Source organism: Streptomyces pseudogriseolus, assembly GCA_002154585.1.
GTDB lineage: Bacteria > Actinomycetota > Actinomycetes > Streptomycetales > Streptomycetaceae > Streptomyces > Streptomyces pseudogriseolus.
Map to the genome: position 1 here is coordinate 1 of MUNG01000173.1, position 15,485 is coordinate 15,485.

General features: G+C 74.4%; 9 protein-coding genes. 4 read left to right on the top strand and 5 right to left on the bottom strand.

Annotation, left to right across the window (positions count from 1 at the left end):
• Window positions 1-1,078: 1,078 nt before the first annotated feature.
• The 3 genes from CCN29_RS16935 to CCN29_RS16945 are packed head-to-tail and all read right to left on the bottom strand — an operon-like array spanning window position 1,079 to window position 5,888.
• A complete protein-coding gene (locus CCN29_RS16935; RefSeq protein WP_086682860.1) occupies window positions 1,079-2,293 on the bottom strand; it encodes a VWA domain-containing protein in 1,215 nt (404 codons plus the stop codon).
• 29 nt (window positions 2,294-2,322) lie between these two features.
• Window positions 2,323-4,734: a DUF5682 family protein gene (locus CCN29_RS16940; RefSeq protein ID WP_086682863.1), complete on the bottom strand. Its 2,412-nt coding sequence runs from the start codon at window positions 4,732-4,734 to the stop codon at window positions 2,323-2,325.
• Window positions 4,731-5,888: an ATP-binding protein gene (locus CCN29_RS16945; protein ID WP_086682866.1), complete on the bottom strand. Its 1,158-nt coding sequence runs from the start codon at window positions 5,886-5,888 to the stop codon at window positions 4,731-4,733. The genes CCN29_RS16940 and CCN29_RS16945 overlap by 4 nt, the downstream gene beginning before the upstream one ends.
• A gap of 134 nt (window positions 5,889-6,022) precedes the next feature.
• On the opposite strand from CCN29_RS16945, the gene CCN29_RS16950 reads away from it, so the two are divergent.
• Together CCN29_RS16950 and CCN29_RS16955 are read left to right on the top strand one after the other, a co-directional pair.
• Complete coding sequence (locus CCN29_RS16950) at window positions 6,023-7,147, top strand: SWIM zinc finger family protein (protein ID WP_442538392.1); 1,125 nt, start codon at window positions 6,023-6,025, stop codon at window positions 7,145-7,147.
• A 124-nt stretch (window positions 7,148-7,271) separates the two neighbouring features.
• Window positions 7,272-8,906, top strand: coding sequence for a DUF5691 domain-containing protein (locus tag CCN29_RS16955; protein ID WP_086682869.1), 1,635 nt, complete (start codon window positions 7,272-7,274; stop codon window positions 8,904-8,906).
• 341 nt (window positions 8,907-9,247) lie between these two features.
• Here CCN29_RS16955 and icmB read toward each other — a convergent pair whose 3' ends face one another.
• Window positions 9,248-9,664, bottom strand: coding sequence for a coenzyme B12-dependent isobutyryl CoA mutase small subunit (icmB, locus tag CCN29_RS16960; protein ID WP_006134817.1), 417 nt, complete (start codon window positions 9,662-9,664; stop codon window positions 9,248-9,250).
• A 392-nt stretch (window positions 9,665-10,056) separates the two neighbouring features.
• On the opposite strand from icmB, the gene CCN29_RS16965 reads away from it, so the two are divergent.
• Window positions 10,057-10,926 carry an esterase/lipase family protein gene (locus tag CCN29_RS16965; protein ID WP_031017231.1) on the top strand — a complete coding sequence of 290 codons (870 nt, stop codon included), beginning with the start codon at window positions 10,057-10,059 and terminating at the stop codon, window positions 10,924-10,926.
• 331 nt (window positions 10,927-11,257) lie between these two features.
• Window positions 11,258-12,808 carry a M23 family metallopeptidase gene (locus CCN29_RS16970; RefSeq protein ID WP_086682872.1) on the top strand — a complete coding sequence of 517 codons (1,551 nt, stop codon included), beginning with the start codon at window positions 11,258-11,260 and terminating at the stop codon, window positions 12,806-12,808.
• Between the two features lie 78 nt (window positions 12,809-12,886).
• On the opposite strand, the gene pcrA is transcribed toward CCN29_RS16970, so the two are convergent.
• The gene (gene pcrA / locus CCN29_RS16975; protein ID WP_086682874.1) at window positions 12,887-15,367 is read right to left on the bottom strand and encodes a DNA helicase PcrA; all 2,481 of its coding nucleotides are present in this window, start codon (window positions 15,365-15,367) and stop codon (window positions 12,887-12,889) included.
• Window positions 15,368-15,485: the final 118 nt, after the last annotated feature.

Sequence of the window (15,485 nt, forward strand, 5' to 3'; positions counted from 1 at the left end):
ACTTCGAGGAGCGTTGCCGGTACGACGGGGCCGTGGGCCGCGGCGGACGGGGGCAGGGGCGCCTCAGCGGCGGGGGCAGGGAGAAGGTGCGCGGGCGGCTCGGAGACTCCGGGAAGTCCCGGGAGCCCGGGAGCTCCGGGGTGCCCGGACAGTCCCGGCGCATCCGGGACAACCGGGAGGTCCGGGAGATCCAGGACATTCCGGAGGTCCGGGATATCCGGAAGTGCGGGCAGCGCTGGAGCCTGCGGGAGCGCCGGAAGCTGCGGGAGCGCCGGAAGCTGTGGGAGCGAGGGAGGACTCGGCAACACGCGCGGGGGCAGCTCCGCGACCTGCCCCAGCACGGGCAGGTCCGCGACAACGGCGTCCAGCTCCTCGCTCACGCCACCGACCACCTGCCCCACGGGCCGCAGAACACGCCCCACACCGAGCTCGGCAGGCGTACCTCCATCCGGCCCCGGCGCCCGATCCGGCTCCACACCCAGACGCTGACCCGCAGAACGCGTCACCGACGCGACAAGGGACTCACTCGCACCCCGCACATCCGGCCGCACCACGGGCTGCCGATCCGACCGCGCCCCGGACCGCGCGCCCTCGTCGCGCACCGCAGGCCGCGCGGCGGCCCCGGCGTCGACCCGCGAGCCCCGCTCGCGCAGTGCCGGTTCGTCGTCCGCGACGGGGCTCTCGCTGCCCGTCGGCTTCCGGGCCGCAGGCCCGTCCCCCACCACCGCCCCGAGGCCCTCCAGCACGGACCGGACGCCCACGGCGTCCTCCCGTACCGCTCCTCCGGCCGACGGCGGGCCGTCCGCGGCGCGCGCCTCCTCGCCGCACAGCATGCCGAAGAAGAACACCGCCCCCGCCACCAGCGCCAGCCGGACCGCACGCCACTCGGCCGCGGCGCGCACCACACGCGCGGCGGCCTGGGGCAGGGCTGTTGCCGGCCAGGTCGACAGAGACGTTTCCTCTCCGGACTACGGGACCGGACACCTTCACGGGTCCTCGATCGAACGGCCCCGATCCTTGCACGCGACGCCCGCGACTCCGCAACCCCCGTGTCACCGATGGGCACTCATGTCCGTTTTCAGCGTGGGGAGTCCGCTCCGGCCCACGCGTCCGGTATCGGAAGCGGCCGCTTCTCGATCGCCGCCGCCATCACCTCCGGGAAGAGGTCGGGGGTGCAGGCGAACGCCGGCGCACCCAGCGCCGCGAGGGCCGCCGCGTGCTCCCTGTCGTATGCGGGAGCGCCCTCGTCGGACAGGGCGAGCAGCGACACGAACTGCGCGCCCGACGCCTTGATCGCCGCCACCCGCTTGAGCATCTCGTCACGTATCCCCCCTTCGTAGAGGTCGCTGATCAGCACGACGACCGTGTCGGCGGGGCGGGTGATACGCGACTGGCAGTAGGCGAGCGCCCGGTTGATGTCCGTGCCGCCGCCGAGCCGGGTGGCGAAGAGGACGTCGACCGGGTCGTCCAGACGCTCGGTCAGGTCGACGACCTCAGTGTCGAAGACGACCAGCCGGGTGGTGACCGCCCGCAGGGACGCGAGGACCGCCCCGAACACCGAGGCGTACACCACCGACGACGCCATCGACCCGGACTGGTCCACGCAGAGCACGACCTCCTTCGGCACCGACCGCGAGGCGCGCCCGTGGCCCACGAGCCGTTCGGGCACGACCGTGCCGTGCTCGGGGAGGTAGTGGCGGAGGTTGGCCGCGACGGTGCGGTTCCAGTCGATGTCGTGGTGGCGGGGCCGCCGGACGCGGGCGCTGCGGTCGAGCGCGCCGGTGAGGGTGGCCCGGGTGCGGGTGGCGAGCCGCCGCTCCAGGTCCGCGACGACCTTGCGCACGACCTCCCGTGCCGTCTCCCTCGTCGTCTCCGGCATCGCCTTGGTGAGGGAGAGCAGCGTCCCGACGAGGTGCACGTCGGCCTCGACCGCCTCCAGCATCTCGGGCTCCAGCAGCAGCGTGCCGAGGCCGAGCAGGTCGATGGCGTCGCGCTGCATCACCTGGACGACGGAGGTGGGGAAGTACGTGCGGATGTCACCGAGCCAGCGGGCCACCGAGGGCGCCGACGCCCCCAGTCCTCCCGCCCGCTCGCGCCCCAGCCTGGGGGTGTCGTTCTTGCCGTAGAGGGCGGTGAGGGCGTCGTCCATCGCGGCGTCCCGCCCGGACAGCGCGTGTCCGGTGCCGTCGGCCGCGTCCCCGCCGAGCACGAGCCGCCACCGGCGCAGCCGCTCCCCGGCCGGGTCCGCCGTCCGCGCCTCCGCCGGATCCTCCGTTGCCTCCGTTACCGTCATCCTTACCTCCCCCGTCGTCTCCTCCCCCGTCATCGCCGCACCGCCGCCCGGTCCGCCGCCGGTGCCTCTTCCTCGCCGTCCGGCCCCAGCAGCAGCCGCAGCACCGGCAGAACGGCATCCGCCCGCGTCTCGTCCACGCCCGGGCCGAAGCCGGGCGCGCCGGCCGTGGCGGCGTCCGTGCGGCCGTGCCGCCCCGGTCCCCTGCGCACCAGTTCACCGAGGGTGCGCCGCACCCCGGGCTCGTACGCCGAGAACGTCCGCCGCAGCAGCGGCAGCACGTCGGTGAACGCCTCCGCCGGGACGGCCGTCAGCCACCGGTCGACCAAGGCGAACAGCCGCTCGTCGTGAACCAGGAGCAACCCGCCGCCGGGGCCGCCGACAAACCCCTCGGTCCACGCGGCCGCGTCCGCCGGGGGCGTGCCGGGCGACAGCGCGAGTCCCATGAGCCGCGCCGCCTCCTCCCGCGCCAGCTCGCCCTCGTCCAGCAACAGCCGTACGGCCCGGCCGCGCAGCACCCCCGGCACGGTGTCCCGCGCGGACAGCGTCCGCAGCACGGCCCGCCAGCGTGTGCGCAGTCTTCCGGCGCGCGCCGCGGGGGCGTCGCCGAGCAGGCCGAGCGCGCTGTGCACCGCGTCGACATGGCCGCGCATCTCCTCGGCCGCGTCGGCGTCCAGCCCGGTGCAGGCCGGGGGCAGTCCGACGAAGACCCGCTCGGCGAGGCCCGCGGCGACCTCGGCGAGGGCCGCCGTGTCGGTGCCCCGGACGTCGCCGTAGCGCAGGGAGCGGACCAGGGCGGGCAGCGCCTGTGCGAGCCGGGCGACGTCGGTGTCGAGGGCGGCCCGGTCGGCGAGGACGCGCATCACCACCGGCAGGGCGTCGGGCAGGGCGGCCAGCAGGCACTGCTCCGCGAGGCCGGTGACGTCGGCGAGGCCGCGCGCGGCGACCGCGTCCGCCTCCGCCTTGGCGGTCGCGGCGGCCGGCACGGTCGTCCCCCACACGCCCGCCTCGGCCGTGCGCACGGCCAGCTCGGGCTCCCAGCGCAGCCGCCAGGTCTCCCGGAAGGTGCCGGTGCCGGAGCGCGAGACAGCCGGCCGGCCCCAGTCGATGCCGAGCAGCCGCAGCCGGTGCAGCAGCCTGCTGCGCTCCGCGTCGGTCTCCTTGCGCAGGTCGAGGTCCAGCTCCCGCTCGTCCGGCTGCGGTTCGAGCCGCAGGCGGCGTCGCGTCCGCTCCAGGTCCCGCTGCAGCGGGACCGCGGGCACCGTGTCCGGCACCTGTCCCAGCACGTCGCCGACGACCAGCCGGTCGTGCACCAGCGCCAGCGGCACGTCGGAGCCCTCGCACATCACCGCCCGTACGGCGTCGGTGGCCTCGCCCAGGCCGGGCAGCGGCCGCCCGCGCAGCGCGGCGAGGGTTTCGGCGAGCCGCACCGCCTCGATGACATGGCCGGGCGACACGGTCCGGTCCTCGGCCCGCAGCAGACCCGCCACCTTGGTCAGCCAGCGCTCGACCGGCCGGTCCGGGGCGGCGTACAGGTGCGCGTACCACCCCGGGGAATCGATGCCCGCGCCGTACCCGCCGGCCCTCGACAGTCTGCGGTGCGTCCACGGCACCCAGGTCATGTCCGTCCTGACCTTCGGCAGCCCTTTGAGCAGCGCCCGGTCCGCGGTGACACCCGCGCGCCGCCGCAGCGCCGGCACGTGCCACGCGCCGCAGACCACGGCCACGCCGTCCTCGAACTCCCGTTGCGCCTCCCGTATCCGCAGCCTCATATGGGCCTCGCGGATCAGGTCCCGTCCGTGTCCGCCGCTGCCGTACGTCTCCCGCAGCGCCGTCATGGCCTCCTCCAGGGCGGTGAACGGCGCGAGCGCGTCCCCCTTCCCCGCGCCCCGGTGTTCGACGACGTCCTCCCACCAGCGCTCGGCGTCGTCGTATCCGGCGGTCTCGGCGAGCACCCCCAGCGGGTCGATCCGCACATGCGCGTCCAGAGCGTCCTGCGCCGCGCCGGCCTCCGCACCCTCCCCCAAGTCCTGTCCTTCACCCTCCCCTTCTTGTTCCTCCCCCTCTTCCTCCTCTTCCTCTTCTTCCTCGTCCCGTTGCCAGGCCAGCGTGTGGGTGGCAGGCAGGTCGATGAAGCGGGCGGGCACCCCGTGCTCCAGCGCCCAGCGCAGCGCGACCCACTCCGGGGAGAACGCGGCCAGCGGCCAGAACGCCGACCGGCCGGGCTCGTCCACCGCGTGCGCGAGCAGGGCGACCGGCGGGCGCATGTCCTCCGCCGCGGCCAGCGGGATCAGCGGGTCGGCCTCGGGCGGGCCCTCGACGAGCACGACGCGCGGCCGGGCCGCCTCCAGCGCGGCCCGCACGGCCCGCGCCGACCCGGGGCCGTGGTGCCGCACGCCGAGCAGCAGCGGCTGCCCGGCGGCCGGTGCCTGAACGCCGTTCATGCGCCGGCCTCGCGGCAGGCCCGGTAGAAGTCGGACCAGCCGTCCCGCTCGCGGACCACCGTCTCCAGGTACTCCTGCCAGACGACGCGGTCCGCCCCCGGGTCGCGGACGACCGCGCCGAGGACGCCCGCGGCGACGTCGCCGGCCCGCAGCACGCCGTCGCCGAAGTGGGCGGCCAGGGCCAGTCCGCCCGTGACGACGGAGATCGCCTCGGCGGTGGACAGCGTGCCGCTGGGCGACTTCAGTTTCGTCCGGCCGTCGGCGGTCACCCCGTCGCGCAGCTCCCGGAAGACGGTGACGACCCGGCGGATCTCGTCGACGCCGTCGGGCACCGCCGGCAGGTCCAGCGAGCGTCCGATCTGCGCCACGCGGCGCGTCACGATGTCGACCTCCGCCTCCGGGGTCTCCGGCAGCGGCAGCACCACCGTGTTGAACCGGCGGCGCAGGGCGCTGGACAGCTCGTTGACGCCGCGGTCGCGGTCGTTGGCGGTGGCGATCAGGTTGAAACCGCGGACGGCCTGCACCTCCTGCCCGAGTTCCGGTATCGGCAGGGTCTTCTCGGACAGCATCGTGATCAGGGAGTCCTGGACGTCGGCCGGGATCCGGGTCAGCTCCTCGACGCGGGCCGTCCTGCCCTCCGCCATCGCCCGCATCACAGGGCTGGGGACGAGGGCGTCGCGGCTGGGGCCGTGGGCGAGCAGCCGGGCGTAGTTCCAGCCGTAGCGGATGGCCTCCTCCGGGGTGCCGGCCGTGCCCTGCACCAGCAGGGTGGAGTCGCCGCTGACGGCGGCGGCCAGATGCTCGGACACCCATGTCTTGGCCGTGCCGGGCACACCGAGCAGCAGCAGGGCGCGGTCGGTGGCGAGGGTGGTCACCGCGACCTCAACCACCCGGCGCGGACCCACGTATTTAGGGGTGATCACCGTCCCGTCCGGCAGCGTCCCGCCGAGCAGGTAGGTGGCGACGGCCCACGGCGACAGCCGCCAGCGGGCCGGGCGCGGACGGTCGTCCTGGGCGGCCAGCGCGGCCAGTTCGTCCGCGAAGGCGTGCTCGGCGTGCGGACGCAGGGTGTCCGTCCGCGCGGGGCGGGTGTCCGCGGGCGCGGAGCCGTGCCGCCGCGGCTCGACGGACGTCGGTTCTGCGGACACAGACATGGCTGGGTCCCCCCTCCAGCTCGGCCGGTTCGGATCTGTCACCCACCGTGCACCACGCCACTGACAATCGGCCCCGACCTGCACACACACCCACCGCGGGCCCACTGTCAGTGGCGGGACCTACCGTCGATGACATGACTGATCAGGGGGTGCGCCGGACCGTGGACCAGGTGCCGGCAACGGCGTGTGACGCCGCGTCGGACAGGTCGCGCGAACCTGTGCCCGGCGGGGCGGACGAGCCTGCGAACGGCGGGGCGGCCGGACGCGCGCCCGGCGGGACGGGGGCCGAACTCGCCGCGTCCGCGCCGCCGGTGTCCCCGGCCGCCCTGCGGCGGGCGGAGCGTCGGGCCGAGCGGATCACGGCGGGGGCGACCGAGCTGGAGCAGCGCCTGGCGGACCTGCTGCGCGGCGGGCTGATCACGGCCGAGCAGTCCGGCCCCGCCCTGTGGGAGGGGACCGCGGCCCGCATGGTCGACGCGCAGGCCCCGGGACTCGCCCACCGCGTACGGGAGTTGGGCGCGCTCGCGGGGGCCGGCGCGGACGCCCCCGTACGTCTGCTGGAGGAGTGCGCGCTGCTCCACCTCCTCGCCCGCGCCTGGCTGCGGCGGGACCGGCTGCCGGAGCCGCTGGCGGCGACGGTCCGTTCCCGTGTCGGCCTGACCGCGTCGCCGGACGGCCCCGCGATCCGCGACGACTGGCTCGTCCTCGCCCAGTACGACACCTCGGACAGCCGCCTGACCACCCGTCGCATCTGGCTGCACGGGACGGCGTCCGGCCGTACGGCGCTGCTCCTCTCCTACGGCCCGGCCGGCCGCGCCCCCGACCTGACGCTCCCGGCCGGGCTGGCGCTCGACGCGGAGCTGACCCCTTATCCGGGCGCCGGGCAGCCGCGGATGGTGCTGACCGAGCGGTTCGCGCCTCCCGCCGCGACGACGGTGCGCCCGCCGGGCACGACGACGTCCGGGGCGCTCGCCCGGTACGGCGCCGCGCTGCGCGACGACCCGTGGCGGGAGTCGGTGCCGGTGACGCTGGAGCGTGTCGTGCCGGTCCCGGACGGTGACGGCTGGCAGCTGGCCGACGCCGACGAGGACCACGCCCTGCCGGTGGGCGCGGCGGCCCGGAACCGCCCGGGGCTGTGGCGGCTGGTCGCCCTGTCCGGCGGCGCCCCGGTCCGGGTCTTCGGCGAGTGCGGACCCCGGGGTTTCACTCCCCTGGCGGCCTGGGGGCAGGGCCCCGGAGAGGCGGTACCCCTGTGCTGACCAGCCACAACCGCCTCAGGGCCGCCACCGGCCACGCCACCCCCATGCATCTTTCGGACATCACTGGACACTCGGTGCGCGTGAGTCTTCGACCGCGCCGGGACGCCCGTCGGAAAGGAAGCTCATGAGCAGGACGACCGCCACCGTGGCCGCGTCCCTCCCGGACCACTGGGAGGAGCTGGTGACCACGGCTCTGCTGGGCACCGACCGGCGTACCCCGCCGGGCGTGGCGCCCGGCCCGCAGGCGCCGTCGGCCCTGCTCGACGCCGCCGCCGCGGCGACCGTCCGGCGCCGGGCCGGGCTGCGCCCCGCGCGGCCCGCCGAGCGGCTGCGTCCGGCCCCCGAGGATCCGCGTCCCGCGCTGCCGCCCGCCGCCGCGCGCCGGCTGGCGTCGCTGCTCGCCGACCGTCCCGGCGCGTCCGGCGGCGGCCGCCGGGGCACGGCGCCGGACCTGATGGAGCTGTTGCCGCAGTGGCTCCAGGCGGCGAACGCCCGCGGCTACGCGGCGCCCCCGCAGGCGCTGCCCGCCCTGCTCGACGCCGCGCGGGGCCGCACCGACCTGCGCCCGGCGGCGCTGCGGTTCGCTGGACCGCGCGCGCTGTGGCTGGCCCGCCTCAACCCCGACTGGCGGTTCGCCCTGCGTGCGGCCCCCGGCGGCGGCCCCTCCGCCCCCGACCCGCGCGACCCGCAGGACATACGGCGGCTGTGGCATGAGGGCCTGTTCGCCGAGCGGGTCACGCTGCTCACCGCCCTGCGCTCCCGCGACGCGGCTGCCGCGCGCGCCCTGCTGGAGGAGACCTGGGCGACCGAGCGGGCCGAGGACCGGCTGATGTTCCTGGACTCGCTGCGCGCCGGACTCGGCCCGGACGACGAGGACTTCCTGGAGCGTGCGCTGACCGACCGCAGCCGCAACGTACGGGCGACGGCCGCCGAACTGCTGTCGGCGCTGCCGGCATCGGCGCTGGCCGCGCGGATGGCGGTGCGGGCCGCCGCGTGCGTGGCCGTGGACCGTAGGCGGGACGTGCCGGCGATCGTCGTGGAGGCGCCGCACGAGTGCGACGCGGCGATGGAGCGCGACGGTGTGGTGGCCAAGGCGCCGACCGGACGCGGTGAACGGTCGTGGTGGCTCGGGCAGTTGGTGGAGGCGGCGCCCCTCGGCACCTGGCCGGCGCGGCTCGGCGGGCGTACCCCTCAGGAGATCGTGGCGCTGCCGGTCGGCGACGGCTGGCAGGGCGAACTGCACGCGGCCTGGTGCCGGGCGGCGGTGCGGCAGCGGGACGCGGAGTGGTCCCGGGCGCTGCTCGGGGAGCCCTCCGCGCCGGAGGCGGGCGGTCCGGGGGCGGTGTCCCTGGCCGAGCGGGCCAGGCTGCTGGCCGCCCTGGGTCCCGGCGAACGGGCGGCATGGGTGGCCGGGTTCATCGAGACGCACGGCCTGTCCGAGGCGTTCCAGCTGCTCGGGGTGTGTGCGGTGCCCTGGGCGCCGCCGCTCGGGCGGGCCGTGGTCGACGCGCTGAACATCGCGCGGGACGCAGGGAGTTATCCATGGAGTTTCAGCGGAGTCATGGGCCTGGCGGAGCGCTGCCTCGACCCGTCCGAGGCGAGCCGTCTGGACGCCCTGCTGGCGGTGCCGGACGAGCCGGAGGACGCGGCGCCCGGAGCCGGGGGCTACTGGTCGGAGGCGTTCCAGCGCCTGGTGACCACGCTGCGTCTGCGCGGCGCGATGCTGGCCGAGCTGGCTGCGGAGGAACCGGCACCCTGACCGGCCGGGTCGTCCCTGTCACGTCACGGTCCGCTTCCGGGGCGGGGTGGGCCGGCCCGCACACCGGCGGGAGCGGGCACACCGGTGGACGCCCGCAGGACCGGCGTCCGGCGACCGGCCGCCCGCCGCCCGCCGTCTGCCACGCGGCACCGGCTCGCGCAGCACAGGCACCACCGGCACCGGCCCTCGGGCTCCTGCCCGCGTCAGCACCGGCCCTCCGGCCCCCGCCCGCGTCAGCATCGACCCCCGGGCTCCTGACCGCGCCGGCACCGGACGCCCACGCGGCCCGCGTATCCGCGTCTCTCACGGGAGGGGCGCCCGGCGCCCCGGTGCCCGTGCGGCTACGCCTCCGCCGGCTGGCGGACGTTCGCCCGTACCCAGTCCACGATGGACGCGGTGGTGGCACCCGGCGTGAAGATCTCCGCGACGCCCTGCTCCTTCAGCGGGGGGATGTCCGCCTCGGGGATGATGCCGCCGCCGAAGACGAGGATGTCCTCCGCGTCCCGCTCCTTCAGCAGGGCGATGACCGCAGCGAACAGCGTGTTGTGCGCGCCCGAGAGGATGGACAGGCCGATCGCGTCGGCGTCCTCCTGGATCGCGGTGTCGACGATCTGCTCGGGGGTCTGGTGGAGCCCGGTGTAGATCACCTCCATACCGGCGTCGCGCAGGGCCCGCGCGATGACCTTGGCCCCGCGATCGTGGCCGTCGAGCCCCGGCTTGGCCACCACCACGCGGATCGGACCGGCTGCCACACCCATCACTGCCTCCATGAAGCGACTACATCCATCCGTATCGACCAGTACCGCACACATCGCACGGATTCCCCGGCCCGAACCGGCCGTAGAAGTGAACGAACGTTATCTCCAGCATCCCGCACCCGGCAGTTTCGCGGTGCACAGGGAGGGGGAAATCACACGGTGGGAGACGTCCGTCGCGCAGCGTTCCCGGGCCGGGCCGCCGAGCCGAGTGCCCGTGCGACACAGGGACATCAGTGGGAACATGCGCATAAGGGATGCGCCTCGAGGTCGACCCACCACCGCGCACCGTCCACGCGTCACCGGCGCGCGCCGTCGACCGCTCTCGGAGCGCCATTCCACGAGGGCGCACGGGGGACGAGGCTGTCCCCTCGTGTGCCGACAGGAGGTCGGCCATGAAGGTCACCCAGGCAGCTCTTCCGTTCCTGCCCCTCTGCCGGCGGCTGCTGCCGGCCCGGCTGGCGGATCTCTCCGTGAGCCTGCTGAAGGCGACCGCCCTGGAGCTGGCGATCCTCGCGGGCCATGTCCTCCTCTATCCCGCCGGAATCATCCAGGAGCGGCGCGGCCCCGACCGCTCCGCGCTGACCGCCCCGGAGGGGACGGCGCAGCTGCCGACGGAGGCCAAGCCCCCGGTCGTGCTCCTGCACGGCTTCATCGACAACCGCTCGGTCTTCGTCCTGCTGCGCCGCAGCCTGGCCCAGCACGGCCGGCAGCAGATCGAGTCGCTCAACTACTCCCCGCTGACGTGCGACATCCGTACGGCGGCCGAGCTGCTCGGCCGCCATGTCGAGCAGGTCTGCGAGCGCACGGGCAGCGAGCGGGTCGACGTGGTGGGGCACAGCCTCGGCGGCCTGATCGCGCGGTACTACGTGCAGCGGCTGGGCGGCGACCGGAGGGTGCGGACGCTGGTCACGCTCGGCACCCCGCACTCGGGCACCCGTGTGGCGCCGCTGGCCAACGCCCATCCGATCGTGCGGCAGATGCGTCCGGGCTCGCCGGTGCTGGACGAGCTGGCGCAGCCCGCACCCGGCTGCCGTACGTACTTCGTGGCGTTCTGGAGCGACCTCGACCACATCATGGACCCGCTGGAGAACGCGTGCGTCGAGCACCCGGACCTGAAGGCGGTCAATGTGCGGGTGAGCGGCGTGGGCCACCTGGCGCTGCCGGTGCACCCGGCGGTGGCGACGGGCATCAGGGAGGCGCTGGACACGGCGCATCCGGGTGAACCGTCCGGCGGACGGGCGAACGGCCTCACGGTGGCCTGAGGGCCGGGACGCCCGACACGCCCGGCGCCGCTCCCTCCGGACGGTCCCCGGACGGAGCGATCTCTCGCGCCCACAAGCGATCAACATCGGTCAGGGACGGCCGACTTGTCGTCGCCCGCACCTCACAAATTCGAACGCCTGTCGAACAAAGAGCCAAGACCGCGCCCGCCGACCGCCAAAACCCGACCGAATGCCCGTTTCCTGCGGTCGTGAAACCTGGGGAAGATTGTCGCGCCCGCATACCGCCGGGTACAGTCGCCGCACTGCTCTGGCAGCCCCTGTTGTCGAGGCGAAAGAGAAGTTGGTGAACGACCGTCACCCGTCGGGGACCATGACCCCGGCCCCGGCTTCCGATGCCGCCTCGGCGCCCTACGCGTCGTACGGCAGCCAGGAGGCCCCGTACGGGGACGTCACCTCCTACGGCTACGACGCCACCTACTACGGCACCGGCGACCACGCCGCCGGCACCTTCGCCGCCGACCCCCTCTTCGGGAGCATGCCGGGCGAGGACCCCGCGCAGGCCGCCTGGACCACCGGCCAGTGGCCGGCCGGCACGCAGGACACCGGGCACTACGACGCCTACGCCTTCCAGCAGGCCGCGTACGGCACCGACGGCCACGACGCGACCGGCTGGACGACCGGCCAGCAGCCGATGGCGGTGATCCCCCAGCAGGGCGGATCCCCCGAGACCGGCCAGTGGGACGCGACCGCCTGGCTCCAGCCCGAGCAGCCGGCCGACCCGACCCAGCAGTGGGACTGGGGCACGCAGACGTTCGACAGTGGCGTCTACGACGCCACGCAGTGGAACTCCGCCGGCGGCGAGACACCCGCACCGGACGCGCAGCAGTACGGCGGCGAGCCGTACGAGCAGCAGACCTTCGCGCAGGAAGACTTCACTCAGCAGGACTTCACGCCGGAGGACTTCACTCAGGAGAACCTCGCGCAGGAGTCCTACGGGCAGGAGCCCTACGGCCAGGACGCGCCCGACCAGCCGTACGCGGAGGACGCATACCGCGGGGAGCCCGGTCCGGACGAACCCGTGGCCGGTGAACCGGCCGACACCGGCGAACTGCCCGCCGTCTCCCTCCTCGAGGATCAGGAGGAGGTCGTCCCCGCACCGCGCGCGGCCTCCCGTTCCGCGTCCCGCTCCCGCCGCCGCACCCCGCCCAAGCGCTCCGCGCTGCTGACCGTCGCCGTGCCCTCGGCCTGTGTGATGGGGGTCGCCGGCATCGCCGCCGCCTCGGTGGGCGATCTGTCCGAGGACGGCGGCCAGGAGGCGCGGACGACGGCGGCGGACGCCAAGCCGGTCCAGCCCTCCGCGGCCAACGTCAAGCTGGACACCCAGCTCGAGGGCCTCGCCGCGAGCGCCGACGACTTCGCCGACCGGGCCAGCCGCGCCCAGGGCCGCATCGACCTCGAGGCCCAGCAGGAGCTGGAGCGCAGGCGGGCGGCCGAGGAGGCGGCCCGCAAGGAGCGGCTCCGCCCGAAGTTCGCGCTCCCGGTGGCGCAGCACGGACTCAGCGCCTACTACGGCCAGTCCGGCATCAACTGGATGTCCCTGCACACGGGCATCGACTTCCCCGTCTCGTACGGCACGCCCGTGATGGCCGCAACCGACGGCACGGTGCGCACCCAGTACAACTCCGCCTACGGCAACATGCTGATCGTGACGGCGATGGACGGCACGGAGACGTGGTACTGCCACCTCTCCAGCTACCAGGTGCCCTCCGGGGCGACCGTCAAGGCCGGCGACCAGATCGCGTTCTCCGGGAACTCCGGCAACTCGACCGGCCCGCACCTGCACTTCGAGGTGCGCCCCGGCGGCGGCTCGTCGATCGACCCGCTGTCCTGGTTCCGCAGCCACGGCCTCGAACCGACGTAAGCCGTCCCGCGGCGCCGTGATCCGCGCCCGTCGCGGCGCCGGGGCGAACCCCGGCCCCACGACGGGCCTCGACGACGCCTAGAGCTTCTCCACCGGCGCGTACCGCAGCAGCAGGCGCTTGGGCTTGTCGTCGCCGAAGTCGATCGTCGCCTCGGCGTTCGCCCCCGTGCCCTTCATCGCGACGACCGTGCCCAGGCCGAACTGGTCGTGCGTGACACGGTCGCCGACCGCCAGCGACACCACAGGCTTCTCCGAGGTGCGCCGGGTGGCGAAGCCGGACGCGCCCGACGCGGACGACCGGGAGCGGGACGACGACAGCGACGCCGCCACCCCGGACGCGGGGCCGGAGGCCACCGGCCCGCTCCCCCCGGTCCGCTTCCACTCCAGGTGCGCGGCCGGGATCTCCTCCAGGAACCGCGAGGGCGGGTTGTACGACGGCTGGCCCCAGGCGCTGCGCATCGTCGACCGGGTGAGGTAGAGCCGCTCCCGGGCGCGCGTGATGCCGACGTAGGCGAGGCGGCGCTCCTCCTCCAGCTCCTTCGTCTGGCCGAGGGCGCGCATGTGCGGGAAGACGCCGTCCTCCATTCCGGTGAGGAAGACGACCGGGAACTCCAGGCCCTTGGCGGTGTGCAGGGTCATCAGCGTGATGACGCCGTCGCCGTCCTCCTCGTCGGGGATCTGGTCGGAGTCGGCGACCAGGGCGACCTGCTCCAGGAAGTCGGCCAGCGTGCCGGTCTCGCCCTCGCCGCGCTCCTGCTCGAACTCCAGGGCGACGGCCGCGAGTTCCTGAAGGTTCTCGATGCGGGTCTCGTCCTGCGGGTCGGTGGAGGCCTGCAACTCGGCGAGGTAGCCGGTGCGTTCGAGGATCGCCTCGAGGACCGTCGCCGGTCCCGCTCCCGACTCGACGACCGTACGGAGGTCCTCCATCAGCGTGTTGAACCGCTTGACCGCGTTCGCCGACCGGGCGGCCATGCCGTACGCCTCGTCGACGCGGCGCAGCGCCTGCGGGAAGCTGATCTTCTCGCGCTGGGCGAGCGCGTCGATCATGGCCTCGGCGCGGTCGCCGATGCCGCGCTTGGGGACGTTGAGGATGCGGCGCAGCGGCACCGAGTCCTCGGGGTTGGCCAGCACCCGCAGGTAGGCCAGGACGTCCCGGACCTCCTTGCGCTCGTAGAAGCGGACGCCGCCGACGACCTTGTAGGGCAGGCCGACGCGGATGAAGATCTCCTCGAAGACACGGGACTGCGCGTTGGTGCGGTAGAAGACGGCGACGTCGCCCGCCTTCGCCTCGCCCGCGTCCGTGAGGCGGTCTATCTCGTCGGCGACGAACTGCGCCTCGTCGTGCTCGGTGTCCGCGACGTACCCGGTGATGCGCGCGCCGGCGCCGGCGTTGGTCCACAGGTTCTTCGGGCGGCGGGACTCGTTGCGCTCGATGACGGCGTTGGCGGCGGACAGGATCGTCTGCGTGGAGCGGTAGTTCTGCTCCAGCAGGATCGTCGTCGCGTCCGGGTAGTCCTCCTCGAACTGGAGGATGTTGCGGATCGTCGCGCCGCGGAAGGCATAGATCGACTGGTCGGCGTCGCCCACCACGCACAGCTCGGCGGGCGGCACCTCGGCCTCCGGCGGGACGTCGACGGGGTGCTCGGAGGCGCCTCCGACGAGCTCGCGCACCAGGGCGTACTGGGCGTGGTTGGTGTCCTGGTACTCGTCGACCAGGACGTGCCGGAAGCGGCGGCGGTAGTGCTCGGCGACGTCGGGGAAGGCGCGGAGCAGATTGACCGTCGTCATGATCAGGTCGTCGAAGTCCAGCGCGTTCGCCTCGCGCAGGCGCGACTGGTAGAGCGCGTAGGCCTGGGCGAGGGTCTTCTCGAAGCCGTCGGTGGCCTGGGCGGCGAAGTCCTCCTCGTCGATCAGCTCGTTCTTCAGGTTGCTGATCTTGGCGCTGAAGGACTTGGGCGGGAAGCGCTTGGGGTCGAGATCCAGGTCGCGGCAGACCAGGGCCATCAGGCGCTTGGAGTCGGCGGCGTCGTAGATCGAGAAGGACGACGTGAAGCCGAGCTTCTTGGACTCGCGGCGCAGGATGCGCACGCACGCGCTGTGGAACGTCATGACCCACATGGCGTTCGCCCGGGGGCCGACGAGCTGCTCGACGCGCTCCTTCATCTCGCCCGCGGCCTTGTTGGTGAAGGTGATCGCGAGGATCTGGCCCGGGTGGACGCCCCGCTCGGCAAGCAGGTGGGCGATGCGGTGGGTGAGCACGCGGGTCTTGCCCGACCCGGCTCCGGCCACGATGAGCAGGGGGGAGCCGGAGTGCACGACCGCGGCGCGCTGGTTGTCGTTCAGCCCTTCCAGCAGCGCGGCGGAGTCGATCACCGGGCGGGGAGCGCCGTCCCGGTAGTACGTGTCCCGGTCCGGGGGCACGTCGAACTTCCCGCCGAACAGGTCGTCCGGCAGGGGCTCCGGCGCATACTCGTCCTCGGGTGGCGGCGGGGGCTCGTCCGCCGGGCCGCGCTGGGCCTGGAGGTCCGCCAGGAAGCTGTCGTCAAAGAGGCTGCTCATCGCTCTCCGAGTCTAGGGCGCTCCACCGACAACCCGGGCCCGCCCCGGAAACATCCCGCGCCTCCGCCGGCCGTCCCGCCGCCGGGCACCCTCCACGGTCACCGGATCACCCTGCGTG